Source organism: Pseudonocardia sp. ICBG1142, assembly GCF_020496255.1.
In the GTDB taxonomy this organism is placed as follows: Bacteria; Actinomycetota; Actinomycetes; order Mycobacteriales; family Pseudonocardiaceae; genus Pseudonocardia.
Genome location: NZ_JAHLJC010000030.1, coordinates 716,116 through 737,773 on the forward strand (window position 1 = coordinate 716,116; position 21,658 = coordinate 737,773).

Here is a 21,658-nt window from a genome sequence, read left to right on the forward strand (position 1 = left end):
AGACCGGTGTTGCCGAACAGCTCGCCGGCCTGGCGGCTGGTCTGCGGCCGTTGCCCCGGGTTCGGCCGGGGCTGCGGACGCGGCTGCGAGCGGTGCCGACCGGAGCCCTCGGTCTCGCGCCGCGGGATGCCGATGAGGTCCTCGGCGGGGACCGCGGTCGGCTTCGGCGCCTCCTTCGGCGCGGTGGTCGCGCGGACCGCACCGGCACCGGTGAGCGAGCGGACCTCCATCTCGGCGAAGCGGGCGGCGTTGAAGCGCTCGCGGCCGCCGAGGAAGGTGCCGATGATGCCCAGCGCGAACGACACCGGGATCGACACCAGGCCGGGGTTGGACAGCGGGAAGAACGCGAAGTCCACGTTCGGCACCATCGAGGTCGGGGACCCGGACACGGCCGGGGAGATCACGATGAGGCCGACGCAGACGATCACGCCGCCATAGATGCTGCACAGCGCGCCGGTCGTGTTGAACCGCTTCCAGAACAGCGAGAACAGGATCGTCGGCAGGTTCGCCGACGCGGCGACGGCGAACGCCAGCGCCACCAGGAACGCGACGTTCTGCCCGTTGGCGACGATCCCGCCGCCGATCGCGACCAGGCCGATGACCAGCGCGGTCGTGCGGGCGACCTTCACCTCGGCGTCCGGCGTGGCGGTGCCACGGCGGAGCACGTTGGCGTAGACGTCGTGGGCGAACGAGGCCGATGCGGTGATCGTCAGACCGGCGACGACGGCGAGGATCGTCGCGAACGCCACCGCGGAGATCAGGCCGAGCATGATCTCGCCACCGAGCGCGTAGGCCAGCAGCGGCGCGGCGTCGTTCTGGTTCGCGCGGGTGATCGTCCCCGGCGGCAGCAGCGCCGTCGCGCCGTAGCCGAGCACCAGCGTGAACAGGTAGAAGATGCCGATCAGCCAGATCGCCCAGACCACCGAGCGGCGGGCCTCCTTGGCCGAGGGCACGGTGTAGAAGCGCATCAGGATGTGCGGCAGGCCCGCCGTACCGAGCACCAGCGCGAGACCGAGCGAGATGAAGTCGATCTTGTTCGTGTACTGCAGGCCCGGGTTGAGGATGGCCTCGCCGCGCTCGGAGTTCCGGGTGGCGTGTTCCAGCACCGCGGACAGGTTGAACCCGTAGCGGCCGAGCACCCAGGTGGTCAGCACCGCGGCGCCGGTGAGCAGCAGGCCGGCCTTGATGATCTGCACCCAGGTGGTGCCCTTCATCCCGCCGAACAGCACGTAGACGACCATGAGGCCGCCGACGACGACGATCACCAGCGCCTGCGAGAGCTTGTCGGTCTTCGGGATCTGCAGCAGCAGCGAGATCAGCCCGCCGGCCCCGGCCATCTGCGCGATCAGGTAGAAGAGCGAGACGACCAGCGTCGAGGTCGCGGCGGCCGCGCGGACCGGGCGCTGACGCATCCGGAACGCCAGGACGTCGCCCATCGTGAAGCGGCCGGTGTTGCGCAGCAGCTCCGCGACGAGCAGGAGCGCCATCAGCCAGCCGACGAGGAAGCCGACGGAGTAGAGGAAGCCGTCGTAGCCGTAGAGGGCGATGGCCCCGGCGATGCCGAGGAACGAGGCCGCGGACAGGAAGTCACCGGCGATCGCGGTGCCGTTCTGCGGGCCGGTGAAGGCGTGCCCACCGGTGTAGTAGTCGGCGCGGGTGGCGTTGGTGCGGCTCACCCGCAGCACGATCATCAGGGTCACGATCACGAACAGCAGGAAGAACCCGAGGTTCGCGGTGACCGAGCCGACCGACTCGGCCTGGGCCAGTACGGACGTGGTCATGCGCGCACCTCCGCCTGCTCGACCCGGGCGCGCAGTTCGGCGCTCGGGCCGTCGATCTCACGCTCGGCGAACCGGACGTACAGGGTCGTGATCAGGAAGGTGGAGACGAACTGGCCGAGGCCGACGAGCAGCCCGACCGTGATCGTGCCGACGACCCGGATGGACATGAACTCGGGGGCGTAGCTGGCGAGACCGACGTAGGCGAGGTACCAGGCGAGGAAGATCGCGGTCATCGGGAACACGTAGCGCCGGAGGCGGCTGCGGTACGCCCGGAACTCGGGACTCGCCTGGACCTGCTGGTAGATCGTGCCGGCCGAGCGCTCTGCGGGGCTGCTCATGGCGCCGGTTCCTTTCGGGTCGTGCTGCGGGGAGCCGGGCCGCGTCGTGGCCGGGGGACCGCGGCGCGTCCCCGGGGGACACACTTCACCCGGAACAACGACCGGGTATCGCGTCGGGGAACGTCGTTGCGTGCCGATACCGACGAGAACCCCGGTCCGGACGAACCCACCGGTCCGAACGGTGACGCTGTGTAGACCCGTTCGGCGGAGACCCGTCAGGCCCTGTCGTCCAATCGGTCCCGCATGAGACCCAGCCGTTCGGGTGCGTGCAGGCGCAGGAGCACCTGGCCCGCGTCGACGGGGCGGCGCGCCCGGGTGAACCGGGACACCAGCGCCATCGTCGCGAACGCCAGCGGCACACTGACGATCGCCGGCCGGTACAGCAGGACCCCGATCCAGTCGGCCTGCGGACCGAGCCCGGAGACGTCGACCCCGGCGAGTGCCGCGACGACCGCACCGGCCGACACCACCCCGCCGCCGACGACCCCGGCGATCGCGCCGACATCGGTCAGCCCGCGCCACCAGATGCCCAGGACGAGCAGCGGACAGAACGTGGACGCGGCGACGGCGAACACCAGCGCGACGGCCTCGGCGAAGTTCAGGCCGGTCGGCACGAGTGCGACGATCGTCGGCGGCACCCCGGCGAGCACCGTCGCCAGCGGGAAGCGCCGGGTCATCCGGCCGTGCCGGGGCAGCACGTCGGTGGACACGACGCTGGCCAGGCTGACCAGCAGGCCCGACGCCGTCGACAGGAACGCGGCCCACGCCCCCGCCGCGACGAGGCCGCCCACCAGCGCGCCGAGCAGCCCGCTGCCCAGGATCGCGGTCGGGAGCAGCAGGACCGCCGCGTCGGTGCGGCCGGTGACCAGCAGCTGCGGGGTGTAGACCCGCGACAGCACGCCGAGCAGCGTCACCAGGACGTAGAAGCCGCCCAGCATCGCCAGGACGAGCACGGCGCTGCGACGGGCCGCCCGGCCGTCGGAGTTGGTGTAGAAGCGGCCGAGCACGTGCGGCAGGCCCATGGTCCCGAGGAACGTGGCGAGGATCAGCGAGTAGGTCGCGAGCAGCTGGTGCTGATCGGAGCCGGCGAACGGGCGCAGCCAGCTCTCGTCGTCGGTCGGGGCACCGCGGGTGACCGGCACCGGGGCGCCCGCGGCGAACCGCAGCTCGGTCCCGGCGGTGACCTCGTGGGTGGACCCGGCGACCCAGCGCAGCGGGCCGTCGACCGGCTGCCCGTCGACGGTGCCGCGGGCGACGACGTCGACGGCCAGCCGCGCCTCGAGCGTCACCGGGGTGGCGACCGAGACGGTCGTGGGCTCGCGGAACTCCGGCGGCTCGTCGCGGGCGAAGGTGTGGCCGTCGCCCAGCCAGACGGCCAGGCCGATCACGGCCGGCACGGCGAGCGCGGTCAGCTTGAACCAGTACTGGAACGCCTGCACGAACGTCACCGAGCGCATCCCGCCGAGCGCGACGGTGGCGACCACGATCACCCCGGCCGCGCCGGAGCCGATCCAGTCGGGCAGACCCGTGACGATGCCGACGGTCAGCCCGGCGCCCTGCAGCTGCGGCAGCAGGTAGAGCCAGCAGATGACGATGACGACGGCCGCGCAGACCTTGCGCAGCATCGGCGAGGCGAGCCGGGCGTCGGCGAAGTCGGGGACGGTGTAGGCGCCCGATCGGCGCAGCGGCGCGGCGACGAACAGGAGCAGGAACAGGTAACCGGCGGTGTAGCCGACGGCGTACCAGAGCGCGTCGACACCCTGGACGAGGATCAGCCCCGCGATGCCGAGGAACGAGGCCGCCGACAGGTACTCGCCGGAGATCGCGCCGGCGTTGAGCCGCGACGGCACCGACCGGGACGCGACGAGGAAGTCCGAGGTCAGCCTGGTCCGGTGGGCGATGGAGCCGATCACGGAGGACGCGACCGCCACCAGGACGATCGCGACCAGCGACAGGATCGCGGTCAGGCTCATCGATCGGCCACGTCGTCGGCGAAGTCCTGCTCCGCCGCCTCCGCGGAGCTCACATACCACCAGCCCAGGCCCAGCAGGAACGGGTAGACGAGCACGCCGAGCAGCAGCCACGGCAGCCGGATGCCCAGCACCTCGATCTGGCCGAGGACCGGGACCGCGATGAACAGGGCGGGCAGTACACCCAGCCCGATCAGCGCGACGACGCTGACCCGCAGCGCGAGCAGCAGCTGGGTGCGGACCAGGGAGTTGCGCAGCAGGGTGCCGACGGCGCCCGGGTCCTGCACGTCGGACAGCCCGCGCGAGGACTGCGCGGTCGAGCGGCGCTCGGAGAGCACGATGCGGACGCGCCCGGCGCCGAGCTCGTCGTCGCCGGGCTCTTCGGCGGCCGCGGGCGGGTCGGTCGGCTCGGCGGAGAACGGGCGTGGGCGGGCACCGGTGTAGGGCGCCGCGGCGACCGGGGCGAACGGCTGGGGACCGGGCTCGACCGACGGCTCGGGAGCAGGCGCGACGTCGACCTCGGGGGCGCGCCAGATGACCTCGGTGCGTTCGAGGGGGCCGCCGCGCAGCTCGTCGAGCTCCTCGTCGAGCTCGTCCTCGTCGGGGAGGTCGTCGTCGTCCAGCTCGTCGTCGGTGCGGTGGTCGGTGGGGTGGTCGGAGGGGTCGGCCGCGGGGCCGAACCGGTCGGCGGGGTCCGGGCCGTACGGCGTCGGGGCGACGGGATCGCGTCGCCCCGACGCGGACCAGCGGGTGGGGACCGGGCGGGTCTCGGTGGATCCCTCGGGCCCCGGCCGGTCGGCCGGTGCGGCGACGGTCGTGTCCCCAGTCCCGTCTGCGCGCTCGTCCGCGCTGCCGGGGCGGGCCGGGAGCCCGGTGCCGTCCGTGCCGCGCGGGTCCGCCGTGTCCGTGTCGCGGGCCGTGTCCCGGTTCGTGTCGGCGACGGTCGCGCCGTCCGTGGCCCCGGCCGTGCCGGTCGCGTCCGCCGCGTCGGGGGCGCTCGCGGTGTCGGCAGCGCGCGCGGTGTCGGGGGTCCCCGCCAGGAGCGCGCTGCGGTCGGGGGACCAGGTGCTCGACCACGACGTCGCGCCCGGGACGCGCTGGGGCAGGCCGGAGCCGCCGCCGGTCGGGGGCCACTGCTTCCCGCTGTCGGTGACGTCCGGAGCCGGGGTCTGCGCACCGCTGTCGACGACGTCCGGTGCCGGGGTCGCGGCGGGGACCGGCGGCCAGCCGGGACCGGGGCGCACACCCTCCGGGGCGTACGGGTCCGGCACGAGGTTCGCGCGCGGCCGAGCCGGGCGAGCGCGGGTGGGGTGGACCGGCGGGCCGTAGGTCTCGCGCGCGTCGGGGTCACGGTCCTCGGGGTCGCCGTCGTCCGGGGCGTAGCCGCCCTCGTGCGGGGTCGCACCGCGCGGGGTCGCACCGTGCGGCGTCGTGTCGCGCGGCGTCTTGTCGCGCGGGGTCACACCGTGCGAAGTCGCGCCGCGCGGGCTCGGGGCGGGCGGAGTCGGGGCGGGCTGCGGCGCGGTGGGTACGGCAGGCGGCGTGGCGTTCCCGGCGCCGGTCGCGACGCCACGAGCGGCGGCGCCGCGGGGCGGGTCGTCGTGGTCGGGAGAGGGCGCCGGCGCGTCGTCGGGGTCGGCCTGCCCACGGTCCCGGTGCGGCGTCGGGGACGGGTCGACGCGGGCGTGCCGGCCGGTCCCCCCGGCCCGGTCCGCGACGCGACGGGCGATCTCGGCCTGGAGCCAGCCGGCGCCGCCGTCGTCGGCGGGTTCCTCCGCCGCGCGACGGGCACGGCGAGCGGCGCGGCCCCCGGTCGCAGCGGTCGCCTCCCGGTCGCGGGAGGTCCGGTCGCCGGATCCCGGGTTGCCGGATCCCGGGTTGCCGGATCCCGGGTTGCTGGGACCCGGGGTGACCGGGCCCCGGTGACCGGGGACGCGGTCGTCGGGAGCGGTGTCACGGGGCACGCCGCCACTGGAGGACGAGGCGCTGGACGTCGAGGCCGTGGGCGTCGAGGCGCCGGGCGTCGGAGCGCCGGGCCTCGGGGCGCCGGAGGTCGGGCCGCCGGTGGGCCCGGGCGCGGCCGGAGCGGGACCGGCGGCGCGCAGAACGGCCCCCTCGGATCCGGGGGTGGCGGTCGGTTCCGGGCGGGGGGTCGGCCGGGGGGCCGGACGCGGCCCGGGGCCACCACCGGGCCGGTACCCGTCGGCCGGCCGCGGGTGCGGGCCGGACGCGTACGAGCCGCGCGGCTGGGCCGGGATGGCGTTCCCGGCAGGCTCCGGTGCGAGGGCGACCCGGCGGTTACGGTGTTCGAGCGCCGGGTTCCAGGCGTCGAGACCGGCGACGGCGCCGTCCGGGTACGGGCGCGACCGAGCGGGATCCGGCCGGTCCTCGGGCGCGGGGGCGCCCTGGTCCGCGCGCGGGCCGGCGACCGTCGCGTCGGGTCCGGTGCCGGGCCGGTCGGACCCGTCGAGATCGTCCGCGGCCCGGTCGGACTGCGGACGCACCGACGGCGAGACGCCGCCGGTGGACCTGTTCACCTCTGGCTCCACGCCTGCTTGGTCGCGCGGACGAGGCGGTCCTTCAGTTCACGGGTGTGCCGACGGCTGACCGGCAGCTCCGCGGTCTCCGGGCCGGAGCCGATGCGCACGACGTAGCCGGACCCGGCCAGCCGCAGCTCGGTGACCAGCGGCAGCGCCACTAGGAACGAGCGGTGGATGCGCACGAAGCCGGCGTCGCGCCAGCGGTCCTCGAGCACCGACAGCGGGATCCGGACGAGGTGGCTGCCCTCGGTGGTGTGCAGCCGGGCGTAGTCGCCCTGGGCCTCGACGTAGCGCACGGCAGACCGCGGTACCAGCTTCGTGGTGCCGGCCAGCTCGACGGGGATGACCTCGTCGTCGCCACCGCTCTCCTCGCGGACGGTCTCGACCGGTCCGCTGCGACGGGTCGACAGGATCCGGTCGAGTGCGGCGGAGAGCCGCTCGGTGCGCAGCGGCTTGAGCAGGTAGTCGATGGCACCCACGTCGTAGGCGTCGACCGCACGGTCGTCGTGCGCGGTGACGAAGACGATCGCCGGCTGCACGGCCATGTTCTGCAGCACCCGGGCCAGCTCCAGGCCGTCGAGGCCGGGCATGCGGATGTCGAGGAACACCGCGTCGATGTCGGTCTGCTCGGCGACGTCCGCGCCGCCCCCCGCACCGGGACCCGCGGCCGCCCCGGCCCGGCGGCCGTTCAGGATGCGCAGTGCCTCGGTGGACTCGCCGGCCTTGAGGACCGTCGCGACGCGCGGGTCCTCGTCGAGCAGGAAGGCCATCTCCTCGAGCGCGGGCTGCTCGTCGTCCACCGCGAGAACGACCAGTCCGCGGGTGGTGTCGTTGCTGTCCACGATCTCCTCATCCTGCTTCCTCAGCCTGCGCCGGGAAGCCCATCCGCTCGATGATCGCCCGGCGCCGCGACCATGGTGACGTGCCGACGCGCGTGATGCCAGGGCACGAACCGGATCGGTGACCGTCCGGACACGGGGTGCAGCTCGGTCGTGGTACGCCCAGTCACCGGTGTCACAGCCCGTAACGGGCCCACGCCGCCCGTGTCTCGAGGGCGGAGAGCAGCTCGTGCCCGGCCCCCGCGACACCGCCGGGGAGGCCGGTCCGGGCCGCGGATCCGCCCGCACCCAGGCGGGCGAGCAACGGCCTGCGCTGCTCCACCGGGCGCTGCTCGGCGTGGGGGAAGCGTTCGGTCAGGACGTCGTGGGCGCTGCCGATGCCGTCCACCAGGCCCAGCGCGCGGGCCCGCTCGCCCAGCCACACCTCGCCGTCGAACAGCTCGGTGTCGGTCGCGAGCCGGTCCCCGCGCCGCTCGCGCACCCATCCGGTGAACCGCTCGTGCAGCTGTTCCTGCAGACCGGTGAGCCAGGCGACGTCCTCCGGCCGCTCGGGCAGGAACGGGTCCAGCCGCGACTTCGACCCGCCCGCGGTGTGCAGCCGCCGGGTCACGCCCCACCGCTCGATCAGGCCGTCGAGCCCGAACCCGGCGCTGATCACGCCGATCGAGCCGACGACCGAGGTGGAGCAGGCGTAGATCTCGTCGGCGGCGCAGGCCAGCCAGTAGCCGCCGGACGCGGCGACGTCCTCGCAGAACGCCAGCACCGGCACGTCCTTCTCCGCCGCCAGTGCGCGGATGCGGTTCCCGATCAGCTCGGACTGGGTGGGCGAGCCGCCCGGGGAGTTGATCACCAGCGCGACGGCGGCGAGCCGCTCGGGCACGAAGGCCCGCTCCAGCACCTTCTCCAGCGAGGAGATGCTGAGCACCTGGCGCGGCACCGGCGCGGCCTGGGCACTGATGACGCCCTGCAGCCGGACGACCGACACCACCGGGGGGCCGACCGACTCACCCAGCCTGCCGGGCAGACGCGAGGTCACCGCCGCGGGAATACGCAGGACGTCCATGCCATCCCACCGTACGCGCGCGCACAGGGTGACGTGGTGTGACCGGATCGGCACATCTCGCCCTCGCGCGGTTCACCCGTACGGCCCAGCAAGGCGCCGGAGGGCCCCCACGGACGCCCCCGGGTCAGGCCCGGATGCCCGCCCGGAACTTCGGCACCCGCAGCGTGATCTTCATTCCGGCGCCGATGTTGGTGTCGACGACGAGGCCGAAGTTGTCGCCGAAGGCCGAGCGCATGCGGTCGTCGACGTTGCCGAGGCCGACGTGCGCGCCGGAGAGATGGGCGTCGTCGAGGTCCTCGTTGAGCCGGGCCGGGTCCATGCCGACGCCGTCGTCCTCGACGACGATCACGCACTCCGAGCCGGCGTTCTCCGCGCGGATGGTGACGGTGCCGCCGTTGGGCTTGCCGGACAGCCCGTGCCGGACAGCGTTCTCCACCAGGGGCTGCAGGGCGAGGAAGGGCAGGACGACGTTCTGCACCTCCTGGTCGATCTGGAGCTTGATGTTGAGCCGGTTGCCGAAGCGGGCCTTCTCCAGCCGCACGTAGCGCTCGATGTTGTTCAGCTCGTCGAGCAGCGTCGTGTACTCGCCGGCCGAGCGGAACGAGTAGCGGGTGAAGTCGGCGAACTCGATGAGCAGCTCACGGGCCCGGGCCGGGTCGGTGCGGATGAACGAGGCGATCGTGGTCAGTGCGTTGTAGACGAAGTGCGGCGAGATCTGGGCGCGCAGGGCGCGGACCTCGGCCCGGTTGAGCCGGGCGCGGGAGTCGTCGAGCTCGGCGAGCTCCAGCTGGCTGGAGACGTAGCGCGCGACCTCGCCGGTGGCCCGCAGAACCGGGGGGCCGGCCGTCGAGGGGGTGAGCGCGGCCAGCGTGCCGATGATGTTCCCGTCGCTCTCCAGCGGGACGACGACGATCCCGCGCACCTCGCAGCCCGGCTGGTTGCACTTGATGGCGGTGTGGCTCATCAGCTCCATGCGGCCGGTCCGGACGACCGTGTCCGCGAGCGTCTGCACGTCCTGCTGGTGCTGGTCGGCGCTGCCGTCCCAGCCCAGGACCGTGCCACGCGAGTCGGTCATCGCCATCGCCGTGGTCTCCAGCAGCTGGCGCAGGTAGGGCAGCGCCTGCGACGCCGAGCGCGACGACAGCCCCTCCCGCAGCACCGGCGCGGCCAGCGCGACCGTGTGCAGCGCGGAGAACGTGGCCTTGGCCAGCGGCGACACCATCGTGTTGCGCCGGTTGCGCTGCCACAGGAAGAAGAACACCGCGACGACGGCGACGACGACCGCCACCACGAGCAGCAGCGCCATGGAGGGGGTGAGCGTGGTGGATCCGTCCACGACTGCGAGTACCCCCGTTCCCGCGCCCGCCACTAGCGCACCAACCGGGACAGGCGGCGGTCGGCGAGCGGTTTCCCCCCGGTCTGGCAGGTCGGACAGTACTGGAATGATCTCTCCGCGAACGACACCTCGCGCACGGTGTCGCCGCAGACCGGGCAGGGCAGCCCGGTGCGGGCGTGCACGCGCAGCCCGGAGCGCTTCTCCCCCTTGAGCTCGGCGGCGCCCTGGCCGACCGAGCGGGACACCGCGTCGGACAGCACGGCGTGCAGCGACTCGAACAGGGTGTCCCGGGCGGCGGCGTCGAGCCGGAACGCGGTGGCGTAGGGCGACAGGCGCGCGGTGTGCAGGATCTCGTCGGAGTAGGCGTTGCCGATGCCGGCGAGCGTCGACTGGTCGGTCAGCAGGGTCTTGAGCCTGCGGTTGTCGCCGTCGAGCAGCTCGTCGAGGCCCGGCCGGCTCAGCTCCAGTGCGTCCGGGCCCAGCTTCGCGATGCCAGGGACCTGCGCCGGGTCGCCCACCAGGTACACGGCGAGCCGCTTCTGGGTGCCCTGCTCGGTGAGGTCGAAGCCCGGCCCGCCGACCTGGTCGAGGTGCACCCGCAGCTGCAACGGGCCGCGACCCGGTCTGGGCGGGGTGACGCCCGCGGTGGTGTGCCAGCGCAGCCAGCCGGCCCGGGACAGGTGCGTGACCAGGTGCAACGGACCGGCGGCGGGCCGGTCGGCGAAGTCGAGCGACAGGAACTTCCCGAACCGCGACGCCCCGGTCACCACCCGGCCCACCAGCGCCGACACCGGCGGGTCGAACGTCTTCAGCGCGCTCATCGAGGCCAGGTCCACCCTGGCCACCGGGCGGTACACGGCGTGCTCACGCAGGTGGTGGGCCAGGGCCTCCACCTCGGGCAGTTCGGGCACCGCGACTCCTAGTTGATCGGCTGCAGCGGGCTGTCCGCGTGGCCGGGCGTCGAGCGGTTCTTCAGGCTGCGCACGACCACCTTGGTCTCCTCGCGCGCGGTGGCGAGCCCGCGCACCATGCCCGTCCACTTCTCCGGGGGCAGGTCGTAGCCGCCCTGGGTCTTCGCGGTGATCGTGAACGGCCTGCGCAGCAGCCAGCGGAACGGGAAGAAGCCCAGTCCGACGATGACGACGAGCCAGTAGAACCAGGGGAAGACCACACCGTCGGGCACCCAGACGATGAGGACCAGCCAGAAGAACGCCAGCGTGCCGAGGATCAGCACGACCGCGCCGTTGCCCGCGTCGACGTCGTGCTCGAACTCGTCACCGACCGCCGGCGTGGTCCACTCGATCCGCCGGCTCACCTGCCATTCACGGTAGTCCGCCGCGATGACCGTCTTCGTCGTCAAGGTGTCCGCTCCCCTGCCCCGGTACCACCGACGATGTTCCCACAGGGCACCGACAGATCCGAGCCCTCACGCGCCCGCCACTCCGAGGTGGTGGGTGGGGGCGGGGTGGTGGGGGTCAGCAGGCGGGCCGGACGGGCTCGCGTTCGGGGGCGCCGGGGGCGAGCAGACCGGAACGCAGGAGCTGGACGGTGACGCCACCGTCGTTGCGGACCTCCGACGGCTCGCCGTCCCCCAGGAAGAACGCCTCGCCGGTCCCGAAGGTCTGGGGCTCGCACCGGCCCGCCCGCACGACCGTGACCGTCCCGCCGCGGACCGCCGTCAGCATCGTCCCGGGGTGGCGGACCCAGCCGGTGGACTCACCGGGGAGCAGGCTCTCCTCGCGGACGAGCATGTCCGCGGGGCCCGGGGTCGAGATCTCCACGGGCCGTTCGATCCGCCCCTGGGGATCGGTCGCACCGGTGATCGGACGCGCCGGCCACTCGCCGTTCCCCGGTACGGCCACCGCGGTGGTCGGTGGCGGTCCCGGGTCGGCGGGGACGATCTCCGCCGTCCACCCGTCGTCGGAGGGGGTGGCGGGCCCGTGGCCGAGCTGCCCCGGCTGGGCGCACCCCGCGAGCAGGGCGGCGGTCGCGACCAGCAGGGCCGGTCCGGCGAGGTGACGGGCGAGCGGCACGGGCGGTGTCCCTCCGGGCGCGATGCGTGAGTGCACCGCACGGTAGTGGCACGTCACCACGTCAGCGGCAGCCGGGTCGTCCCGTCGATGACGTTCGAGGTGGGACAGCGCACCTCTACAGAAGTGTGCACCACCCCTTCGTGTGAACCGCTCGGGTCCGCTGTGGAGTGATCACGATCCGCTCCGTGGTCAGGCGGCGGACCAGGTGGCGCAGCTCACGGCCAATTACTTTGCATTGCGCAACACATCGGCGCATGCTTGCGCGAGTCAACTAGTTGCGTGGTACACGCACTACTGAGAGGGGGTCCGCGATGAGCACCGCACAGGCTGCCGCCGCCGAACCCGCCGATGCCGACCTGGAACTCGCCGACTCGATCGTCCGGGAGCTGTTCCTGCTGGTCCGCCAGGTGAAGCGGTCCGCCGAGCGGCACCGGCCGGAGATGATCGTCGACATGGCCGGCTACCACGTGCTGACCCACCTGCACTTCGTCGGCCCGCAACGAGCCGGCGAGGTCGCCGCCACCTTCCACTCCGATCCCTCCACGATCAGCCGCCAGGTGTCGTCGTTGGTCAAGTCCGGGCTCGTCGAGCGCCGGGCCGACCCCGGCGACGGTCGCGCCTCGCTGCTCGCCGCGACCCCGGAGGGCGTCCGGGTGATCGAGACCGAGCGACGTCGTCGCGCCGAGGTCATCGCCACCGTCCTGGCCACGTGGAGCCCCGACGACCGCCAGGCCCTCACCGTCCTGCTCGGCCGTTTCCTCGACGACTACCAGACCTTCGAAGCACAGGAGTCCTGAGAATGTCCACCGCTGCCGCCAGTGCGCAGCGCCCCGCCACCACCACCGGCGACGGCGAGCTGACGCACCGGCAGATCCTGACCGTCCTGGGTGGACTGATGCTGGGCATGTTCCTGGCCGCCCTGGACCAGACGGTCGTCTCGACCGCGATCCGCACCATCGCCGACGACCTGTCGGGTCTCAACCTGCAGGCGTGGGCGACGACGGCCTTCCTCATCACCAGCACGATCACCACCCCGCTCTACGGCAAGCTCTCCGACATCTTCGGCCGCAAGCCGCTGTTCATGACCGCGATCTCGATCTTCCTGATCGGCTCGATCGCCTGCACCTTCGCCTGGTCGATGTACTCCCTGGCCGCGTTCCGCGCGCTGCAGGGTCTCGGCGCGGGCGGTCTGATGTCGCTGGCGCTGACCATCCTGGGCGACATCGTCCCGCCGCGTGAGCGGGCCCGCTACCAGGGCTTCTTCCTCGCCGTGTTCGGCACGTCGAGCGTGATCGGCCCGGTCATCGGCGGCCTGCTGTCCGGTGTGGACTCGATCGCGGGGCTCGACGGGTGGCGCTGGATCTTCCTGGTCAACGTCCCCATCGGACTCGTCGCGCTGGTCGTCGTGCAGCGGGTGCTGAACATCCCGCACGTCCCGCGGCCGGCCCGGATCGACTGGCCCGGCGCCCTGGCGCTGACCCTGTGCCTGGTGCCGGTGCTGATCGTCGCCGAGCAGGGGCGCGAGTGGGGCTGGGACTCCACCTCGTCGATCGTCTGCTACGTCATCGGTGTCGTCGGCCTGCTGCTGTTCCTGCTGGCCGAACGGGCCTACGGCGACGCCGCGCTGATCCCGCTGCGCCTGTTCCGCACCGGCATCTTCTCGCTGTCCGCGGTGCTGAACCTGCTCATCGGCATGGCGATGTTCGGCGGCATCGCACTGCTGCCGCAGTTCCTGCAGATCGTGCACGGCGCGACGCCGATCGAGGCCGGGTTCATGATGCTGCCGCTGGTCGGCGGGATCATGGTCGCGTCGATCCTCTCCGGTCAGCTCACCTCGCGCACCGGTCGCTACAAGATCTTCCCGGTGATCGGCACCGCGTTCATCACGATCGCGATGGTGCTGCTGTGGCAGACCGTCACGCCGTCGATCCCGATCTGGCAGCTCGACCTGACCATGGCGCTGCTGGGCCTCGGCCTCGGACTGTGCATGCAGACCCTGGTGCTGGCCGTGCAGAACGCGATGCCCGCCCGCGACATGGGCGTCACGACCTCGTCGGTGACGTTCTTCCGACAGATGGGCGGCACGCTCGGCACCGCGATCTTCCTGTCGGTGGTGTTCTCCACCGCCGGCGACAAGATCGCCGACGCCCTCCGGTCCGCGCTCGGCACGAGCTCGTTCCGGGCCGCGCTGACCGACCCCGCCGTCGCGGCCGACCCGGCCAACGCGCAGGTCGTCGGGGCGCTCCAGTCCGGCCAGGCCGGCGGCCTGTCCAGCTCGGTGCTCGCCGACTCCTCGTTCCTGCAGCGGATCGACCCGCGGCTGGCCGCGCCGTTCCAGGAGGGCTTCACCAGCGCGATGACGCTGGCGTTCCTCATCGCGGCCTGCGTGATCGCGGTGGCCTTCGTCCTGGTGCTGTTCATCCGGGAGCTGCCGCTGCGCACCATGTCCGGTGCCCAGGCCGCCCTGGCCGAGGCCGCCGGTGAGGGTGGTGCCGCCGCGTCGGTCCCGACCGAGGCGCTGGCGACGGTCGCGCCGGCACCCGCTCCCGCCACCCGGGGCGACGGCGGCGGGCGCGGAGCGGACATCGCGCCGCCCACCACGCCGATGCCCGTCGTCGCCCGGCAGGAGCCGCAGCATCCGGTACCCCAGGCCCGGCCGCGGCCGCACAACGGCACCGTCGGTGACGCCGCCGCGGCCGCGGGCCTGGACCACCTGCACTCCACGGGTGGCGACGGTCCGGCCGTCACCGGACGGGTCCAAGGCAGCACCGGCGGGCCGGTCCCCGGGGCGGTCGTCACCGTCACCCGGCTGTCCGGCGACCAGGTCGGTCGCACCACCACCGACGGCGACGGCCACTACCGCGTCGTCGTCGACGAGCCCGGGCGCTTCCTGGTCGTGGCGGCCTCCGCGGCGCTGCCGCCGCACGCCGCCACGGTCTCGGTCGGCACCGAACCGGTCCGCCACGACGTGCGGCTGTCGATCAGCAGCGGCATCCGCGGCACCGTGCTCGACGCCGCGGGCACCCCGCTGCCCGGAGTCACCGTCTCGCTGATCGACCACGGCGGCGACGTCGCCGCGGCCGGCCGCTCCGGGGAGGGCGGACGCTGGGCGCTCGACGGCGTCCCGGCCGGGCGCTACACGCTCACCGCGGCCGGCGAGGGCGTCGACCCGGTGGCGGTCGGCGTCGAGGTGCCGAGCTCCGGCACGGCGGTCCAGGACCTGCGGCTGCCGCAGCGCTCCCGGCTCACCGGCCGGGTCACCGCGGCGCCCGACGGGCACCCGGTGGCGCACGCGCTGGCCACGCTGATCGACGCCGAGGGCGCCGTCGTCGGGTCGCGGCTGTCCGGCCCGGACGGGAACTTCGCCTTCGAGGGCCTGCCCGCGGGCAGCTACACCCTCGCGACCAGCGGCTACGCCCCGGTCGCGACGGTGGTCGCGCTCGAGCCGGGCCGGGTGACCCACTCCGACGTGGAGTTCCCGCTTCCGCTCGACGGGCACACGTCCACGAACGGCAACGGGTCCGCGTCGGGCAACGGATCGCAGAACGGGCGGCACGTCCGCGAGGGCGAGCAGGGCGTGCGGGGCGAGGCGCACCGCTGACCCACCCGTCCGTGTTCCACGTGGAACGCCCCGTCCTTCCCGTCACGGGAGGGGCGGGGCGTTCTCCGTCTCCGGCGCGACACCGGCGGCGAGACGGCTACAGCGCGATCGCCGCGCCCACCCCCGACCGCGGGTCGACCGCGGCGTGCAGTGTCCCGGGCCCGCCGCCCCCGGGGACGGCGGCTCCGGTCCCGACCGCGCACATCCGGCCCAGGGACCAGGCGCCCGCGTCGTCCACGGCGTGCCCGCGGCGGGTCAGCCCGGCGAGGGTGTCGGACCCCAGCCGGGACTCGACGACGAGGCCGTGCGGCTCCCAGCCGCGGGGCGCGAAGGACGCGGGGAACGCCGTCGAGTGCCAGGTCGGCGCGTCGATCGCGGCCTGCAGGTCCAGCCCGCCGTGCACGAGCGCGAGCAGGAACGCGAGCTGCCACTGGTCCTGCTGGTCCCCGCCGGGCGTCCCGAAGGCCAGCGCGGGCTCGCCGTCGCGCAGCGCCAGCGACGGCGACAGCGTCGTGCGCGGCATCCGCCCGGGCGCGAGCGTGCTGGCGAGCCCCTCCTCCAGCCAGAACATCTGGCCGCGGGTGCCGAGGCAGAACCCCAGCTCCGGGATCGTCGGCGACGACTGCAGCCAGCCCCCCGACGGCGTCACCGAGATCATGTTCCCGGCGGCGTCGACGACGTCGACGTGCACCGTGTCCCCGCGGGCGACGCCGTCCCGCGACACCGTCGGCTCGCCGGTGCCCGGACCCTCCGTCCCGGAGCCGCGCCCGGCGCCCGGGGTCGCCGCGTAGTCGCCGATCCGGGGGGTGCGCCCACCCGGCGAGCCGGGCCGCAGCCCGCCGTCCGACGCCGGTCCGATCAGGCCCCGCCGGGCGTCGGTGTAGTCGTCGGAGAGCAGGTCGGCGAGCAGGTCGGGGGGCGCGCCGTCGCCGTACCAGGCCTCCCGGTCGGCGAAGGCGAGCTTCGCGGCCTCGGCGGCGGCGTGCACCGTGTCGAGGGTCGCGACACCACCGGGCAGTTCGAGGTCCAGCCCGGCGAGCAGCCGCAGCTGCTGCAGCAGGACCGGCCCCTGCGACCACGGGCCGCACTTCGCGACCGACCAGCCCGACCCGGCGTCGGCGACGAGCGCGTCCTCGTAGTGCGCCGACCAGCCGGCCAGGTCGTCGGCGGTGAGCAGACCGGTGTGGTCGCGCCCGGTCTCGTCCCGGACCGGGGCCGCGGCGAACCGGCCGATCTCCTCGGCGACGAACCCGCGGTACCATGCGTCACGGGCGGCGTCGATGCGTGCCTCCCGGCTCGGGCCGACGGCCTCGTCGAGCAGCCGGCGCCAGGTCGCGGCCAGCACGGGCAGCCGCACTCGCTCGCCCACGGCGGGGACCCGGCCGTCGGGCAGCCACGTCGCCGCCGACGACGGCCAGTGCGCCCTGAAGTGGTCGGCGACCGTGCCGATGGCCGCGGGCACCCGCGGGACCAGCGGGAACCCACCCGCGGCGTAGTCCAGCGCCGGGGCGAGGACGTCCGCGAGCTCCCAGGTGCCGTGGTCGCGGAGCAGGGTCAGCCAGCCGTCCCAGGCCCCGGGGACCGTCGCCGGGAGCAGGCCGGTGCCGGGGACGATCGCGCAGCCCAGGTCGCGCACCCGCTGCGCGGTCGCGGCGGCCGGGGCGACACCCTGGGCGCACAGCACCCGCGGGACCGGGTCGGTCGCGGTGACGAACACGGCGGGCAGCTCACCACCCGGCCCGCACAGGTGCGGCTCGACCACCTGCAGCACGAAACCGCAGGCGACGGCGGCGTCGAAGGCGTTCCCGCCCCGCGCCAGCACCGTGGCCGCGGCGGCCGTGCCGAGATGGTGGGTGCTGCTGACCGCGCCGTGCGGCCCGATCCGGTCGTATCCACGAGGCGCCACCCCGGCATCCTCACACGGACGCGCTCACCCGGTGGCGTCGCGCAGCTCGCTCACCAGTGGGACCTCCAGCACCCGGTCCGAGGACATCCACTCCCGCAGCGCGTGGGTGGCCAGCACGTCGTCGGTGTTGTAGCCGAGCAGCCGCTCCCGCTGGACCGGGTCGGGCTCCCCGCCGTCGAGCGCGACGGCGGCGCGGTACCAGCGCATGGAGTTCTCCCCACCCGCCTCCGGGTCCCGCCACGAGAACCCGGCGGCGGGGGCGATCTTCTTCAGCCCCTTGCCCTGCGCGCACAGGAACCAGGTGGAGACCACGCCGTAGAGGTCCACCCAGCACGGGTCCGCGACGAACGCGCGCACCTCGGCCTCGGTCGGCACCCCGGGCATCCCGGCGAACCGCTGCGCCGAGGCGAACATCCAGCGGTTCTCGGCCTGCTCGTTGTAGCAGTACGCGGCGAACGTGCGCCCGGACGCGAGCGCGGTCGCACGCACACCGGTGAACCAGGTCCAGAACTCGCCGAACGAGCGGCCCTCGTCGCGGGTGGGCAGCGGGTCCCAGGTCGCGAACGCCCGGTAGCCGGGCTCCGGGTCGCCGTCGCGGGCACCGCCGGGCAGCGTCAGCAGCGCACCCCACAGGTAGGCGCCGGACTCGCCGAAGCTCTCCATGTCGACGTCGACCTCGACGTCGGCGCGGGTGACCGGCACCCGCGGCACCCGGCGGGCGACGGCGAGACCCCGCCGGCGCGCGCGGGCCAGCGCGACGAGGTCGGAGAACGGCGGCCCGGGCAGCGGACCGGTCAGCTCGGCGGGCGGGGCCGCCGGGTCCAGCGCGGCCAGCCCCGCGACGGTCGCGACGCCCGACTCCCGCAGCAGCCGCGCCGTCTCGCCGTGGGCGACCAGGCTGACGTCGTCGACCTCCTCCAGCTCGGCCTCGCACGTCGGCCACCAGGGGCAGCGGCGGCACTCGGTGATCCGCGACGGCGCCGCCAGCGCGGGGCCGCCGGTCGCGGCGGACCGGGCGACGGCGGCGCGGTCGGCGAACCGGGCGTCGTACTCCTCCAGCGTGGACCGGCCGCCGGGCCAGTGCCCGGCCCGCAGGTCGTGCCAGACGACCACGGCCGCGTCGAGCCCGATCACACCGCCGAGCCGCGGGGCCGACTCCGGCGGCGCCCAGCCCGCGGCCTCCAGCAGCCGGGTCAGCTGGGCCAGGGCCAGCAGGTCACGCGGCTGGGAGCGGACCTTGCGGTCCGGGTCGTGCCGGGCGCGCTGCGGCCACGGGTCGGTGACGGCGGTGGTGCGCGCCCCCTCCCCCGGATCGGTGATCCGGCGGCGCACGACGAGCAGCGGGACGTAGCCCCCGGTGGGCGCGCGCACGAGCAGCTCCGCGGTGCCGCGCCGGTCGCCGTCGACGGGCAGGACCGCGCCCCAGATCAGCGGCGCACCGGCCGCGACGAGCTCGGCCGTGCGCTCCGCGCGGGCCGCCCGCGGTCCGGTGCCTGCCCCGGTGGGCCCGGCCGCGCCGTCCGGCCAGGTGCTGGCCCAGTCCGCACCCCAGGTGCGCGCGAGCAGCTCGCCGATCCGCTCCCGGTGCGCCGCCGCGTCGGCCCGGCGCTGCTCGATCGCCGGATCCTGCAGCGCCCGCGGCCGCTCCGACGCCGACGGGTCGTGGTCCAGGTGCACCCGACGGCGGCACCCGCTCAGCGCCGCCGCGTCCAGCAGGACACGGGGCGCGGTACGGGGTCCGGTCGAAGTGCTCACGGCTCCCGAGGGTAGAGACCACCCCCGACAGGACCGGATCCGCGTGACGCGCCGTTCCCCCGGCCGGGTGGTGTCGGTCCTGCGCGGGCGGTGGGCGGGGCCCTAGGCTGCGTCGACACGGCGATCATCTGCCGAGCCGACCCGGGAGGACACGACATGGGACTGCTGCGCAGGAAGCCGAGCGCGGGCGAGCGCGCCGCGGCGGCGACCAGGGAGGCGGCGGTCGACGCGTCGGAACGGGTGCAGTCGGCCACGGTCCAGACCCTCGAGTACACCCGCGAGACCGCCGACAAGGCCGCCGAGAAGCTGCACCGGCGCGCGGTGAAGGCCCGCAAGAAGGCCGAGGCGGCGTCACGACGGGCGGAGAAGGCCGGCCGCAGGGCGGCGCGCAGCACGCGTCGCGCCGTCGGGGAGGGCACCGCCACCGCGAGCAGCCTGCTGAGCTCGGCCGACCTCAAGGCCCGCTCGGCCGACCGGAAGGTCGCCAAGGCCGCCGCGAAGGCCGACGCGAGCGCCCGCAAGGCCGAGGCCAAGGCCGCGCACGCCGCGGAGAAGGGCAGGCTCAAGAGCGAGACGCTGGCCGCGAAGCAGGCCGAGCGCGAGCGCAGGGCCCGCGAGTGGAACGCCAAGAAGGTCCAGCGCTACCTGGGCATGGCCAAGGTCCTCGCGCCGCTGCTGGCGCCGTACGCGATGGCTGCGGCCGGGTCGCTGCGCCACCGCCTCGACGACCACCGCTCCCGGCGACTCGGCGTGTCCCCGGACGAGCTGGGCGGCTATTCCGGCCCCGGTGGCCGGCTGCACGCGCGGCTGTCCCGAATCGCGCGCACCATCACCGAGCTGCGCGAGGACGGGACCGTCGACCGCGACCAGGCCGCGAAGCGGTTCGCCGACGAGACCGAGCCGCGGCTGCACGACCTCGCCGCCGCCGTCCGGGCCGCGGAGAACATGCCCGCCGCCCGCCGCAAGGCCGCCTTCCGCACGGTGTCGGCCGACCTGGACCGCCTCGAGGTCCGTCTGCTCGACCACCTGGGCGTCCGCTCCTGATCCCGCTCCTGCGGGCCCGGTCGACACCGGGCCCGCGGGTCGAGCGCGCTACGCGCGGTAGTTCTCCAGCAGCCGCAGCCACACCTCGCTGATCGTGGGGAACGCGGGCACGGCGTGCCACAGCCGGGACAGCGGCACCTCGCCGACCACGGCGATCGTCGCCGCGTGCAGCAGCTCGGCGACCCCGGGCCCGACGAAGGTGACCCCGAGCAGCACCTCGCGCTGCGGGTCGACGACGGCGATCACCCGGCCGGACCAGTCGTCCGCGGTGAGCGAGGACCCGGCGACGGCGATGTCCATGTCGACCACCCGCACGTCGAGCCCCTCGGCGCGGGCGGCCGCCGCCGTCCGGCCGACCCAGGCGACCTCGGGGTCGGTGAACACGACCTGGGGCACCGCGTGGTGGTCGGCGGTCGCCGCGTCCTCGCCCCAGGCGGCGTCGTCGAGCGGACGGCCCGCGGCGCGCGCGGCGATCGCGTGCGCGGCGATCCGGGCCTGGTACTTGCCCTGGTGGGTGAGCGGGGCCCGCCCGTTGACGTCGCCGACGGCGTAGAGCCAGTCCCCGGCGGCCAGCCCCGAGTCGTCGACGACGATCTCGCCGCGCCGCCCGAGGCCCACCCCGACCGAGTCCAGGTCCAGCCCGTCGGTCGCCGGACGGCGCCCGGTCGCGACGAGCAGCCGGTCCACCTCGACCTCGTCCCCGCCGCCGCGCAGCACCGTCGCGTCCCCGGCCCGGCGCACCTCGTCCAGGCCGGTGCCCAGCCGCAGGTCGACGCCTGCCTCCCGCAGCCCGGCCGCGACCCGTTCGGAGGCCTGCGGCTCGGCGCTCGGCAGCACCCGGTCGCCGTGGTTGAACAGCGTGACCCGGGCACCCAGGCGGGCGTGGGCCAGCGCCATCTCGCAGCCGACGACACCGCCGCCGAGCACCCCGAGCCGGCGCGGGACCTCCTTCACCGAGGTCGCCTCGCGCGAGCCCCAGTACTCGACCGTGTCCAGCCCCGCGACGTTCGGGACGACCGGCACGCTGCCGGTCGCGACGACGACGGCGTGGCGCGCGGTCACCTCGGTCTCGGTGCCGTCGGCCGCGGTCACGACGACGCGCCTGGTCCCGGCCACGCAGCACGGTGACCCCGGCACCCTCGGCCCACTGCACCTGGCCGGCGTCGTCCCAGTCGGAGGTGAAGCTCGTGCGGCGTTCGAGGACCTTCGCCGGGTCGAACTCGGCCCGCACCCCGGGCAGCCGCCGGGCGTCGGCGACGGCCTGCGGGGTGCGCAGCAGTGCCTTCGACGGGATGCAGGCCCAGTACGAGCACTCCCCGCCGACCAGCTCGGCCTCCACCAGCGCCGCGGACAGGCCGGCGTCCACCGCGTAGCCAGCGGCGTTCTCACCGACCGGGCCCGCTCCGATCACGACGACGTCGTAGCTGTGCTCGCTCATGGGGCCGACCCTTC

The 21,658-nt window shown here is 74.6% G+C and carries 14 protein-coding genes and 2 pseudogenes; 3 read left to right on the forward strand and 13 right to left on the reverse strand.

What is annotated here, in order from left to right; translation table 11 throughout:
* Positions 1-188: 188 nt before the first annotated feature.
* The 10 genes and pseudogenes from KPL59_RS17580 to KPL59_RS17625 form a co-directional block, all read right to left on the reverse strand.
* Positions 189-1,781: pseudogene (locus tag KPL59_RS17580) on the reverse strand (cation acetate symporter); the annotation flags it as partial.
* The gene (locus KPL59_RS17585) at positions 1,778-2,119 is read right to left on the reverse strand and encodes a DUF485 domain-containing protein (RefSeq protein WP_020627290.1); all 342 of its coding nucleotides are present in this window, start codon (positions 2,117-2,119) and stop codon (positions 1,778-1,780) included. The gene KPL59_RS17585 and the pseudogene KPL59_RS17580, both read right to left, overlap by 4 nt.
* 215 nt (positions 2,120-2,334) lie before the next feature.
* Positions 2,335-4,092: a cation acetate symporter gene (locus KPL59_RS17590; RefSeq protein WP_226361424.1), complete on the reverse strand. Its 1,758-nt coding sequence runs from the start codon at positions 4,090-4,092 to the stop codon at positions 2,335-2,337.
* On the reverse strand, positions 4,089-6,626 hold the full coding sequence (locus tag KPL59_RS17595) for a hypothetical protein (RefSeq protein WP_226361425.1): 2,538 nt from the start codon (positions 6,624-6,626) through the stop codon (positions 4,089-4,091). Before KPL59_RS17595 ends, KPL59_RS17590 begins: the two co-directional genes overlap by 4 nt.
* Positions 6,623-7,471, reverse strand: a complete 849-nt coding sequence (locus KPL59_RS17600) for a LytTR family DNA-binding domain-containing protein (protein ID WP_020627059.1) — start codon at positions 7,469-7,471, stop codon at positions 6,623-6,625. The genes KPL59_RS17595 and KPL59_RS17600 overlap by 4 nt, the downstream gene beginning before the upstream one ends.
* Positions 7,472-7,643: 172 nt before the next feature.
* Positions 7,644-8,531 (reverse strand): S49 family peptidase, encoded by an 888-nt coding sequence (locus KPL59_RS17605; RefSeq protein ID WP_226361426.1) that lies wholly within the window; start codon positions 8,529-8,531, stop codon positions 7,644-7,646.
* Positions 8,532-8,655: 124 nt separating this feature from the next.
* Positions 8,656-9,867: a sensor histidine kinase gene (locus KPL59_RS17610; RefSeq protein WP_226358149.1), complete on the reverse strand. Its 1,212-nt coding sequence runs from the start codon at positions 9,865-9,867 to the stop codon at positions 8,656-8,658.
* A gap of 32 nt (positions 9,868-9,899) precedes the next feature.
* Positions 9,900-10,778 (reverse strand): DNA-formamidopyrimidine glycosylase family protein, encoded by an 879-nt coding sequence (locus KPL59_RS17615; RefSeq protein ID WP_226361427.1) that lies wholly within the window; start codon positions 10,776-10,778, stop codon positions 9,900-9,902.
* Positions 10,779-10,786: 8 nt separating this feature from the next.
* A complete protein-coding gene (locus tag KPL59_RS17620; protein ID WP_020627063.1) occupies positions 10,787-11,227 on the reverse strand; it encodes a hypothetical protein in 441 nt (146 codons plus the stop codon).
* A 115-nt stretch (positions 11,228-11,342) separates the two neighbouring features.
* A complete protein-coding gene (locus tag KPL59_RS17625) occupies positions 11,343-11,900 on the reverse strand; it encodes a cupin domain-containing protein (RefSeq protein ID WP_226361428.1) in 558 nt (185 codons plus the stop codon).
* Between the two features lie 311 nt (positions 11,901-12,211).
* Here KPL59_RS17625 and KPL59_RS17630 point away from each other — a divergent pair, with 311 nt between their 5' ends.
* Together KPL59_RS17630 and KPL59_RS17635 are read left to right on the forward strand one after the other, a co-directional pair.
* The gene (locus KPL59_RS17630) at positions 12,212-12,697 is read left to right on the forward strand and encodes a MarR family winged helix-turn-helix transcriptional regulator (protein WP_226358146.1); all 486 of its coding nucleotides are present in this window, start codon (positions 12,212-12,214) and stop codon (positions 12,695-12,697) included.
* A 2-nt stretch (positions 12,698-12,699) separates the two neighbouring features.
* The gene (locus tag KPL59_RS17635) at positions 12,700-15,501 is read left to right on the forward strand and encodes an MFS transporter (RefSeq protein ID WP_226361429.1); all 2,802 of its coding nucleotides are present in this window, start codon (positions 12,700-12,702) and stop codon (positions 15,499-15,501) included.
* A 97-nt stretch (positions 15,502-15,598) separates the two neighbouring features.
* Here the strand turns inward: KPL59_RS17635 and KPL59_RS17640 are convergent, their stop codons facing one another.
* Together KPL59_RS17640 and KPL59_RS17645 are read right to left on the reverse strand one after the other, a co-directional pair.
* Positions 15,599-17,407: a gamma-glutamyltransferase family protein gene (locus KPL59_RS17640; protein ID WP_226361430.1), complete on the reverse strand. Its 1,809-nt coding sequence runs from the start codon at positions 17,405-17,407 to the stop codon at positions 15,599-15,601.
* A gap of 24 nt (positions 17,408-17,431) precedes the next feature.
* Positions 17,432-19,162: a TM0106 family RecB-like putative nuclease gene (locus KPL59_RS17645; RefSeq protein WP_226361431.1), complete on the reverse strand. Its 1,731-nt coding sequence runs from the start codon at positions 19,160-19,162 to the stop codon at positions 17,432-17,434.
* Between the two features lie 156 nt (positions 19,163-19,318).
* On the opposite strand from KPL59_RS17645, the gene KPL59_RS17650 reads away from it, so the two are divergent.
* Complete coding sequence (locus KPL59_RS17650; protein ID WP_226358143.1) at positions 19,319-20,206, forward strand: DUF6474 family protein; 888 nt, start codon at positions 19,319-19,321, stop codon at positions 20,204-20,206.
* Positions 20,207-20,254: 48 nt separating this feature from the next.
* Here KPL59_RS17650 and KPL59_RS17655 read toward each other — a convergent pair.
* A pseudogene (locus KPL59_RS17655) lies at positions 20,255-21,644 on the reverse strand (NAD(P)/FAD-dependent oxidoreductase).
* Positions 21,645-21,658: the final 14 nt, after the last annotated feature.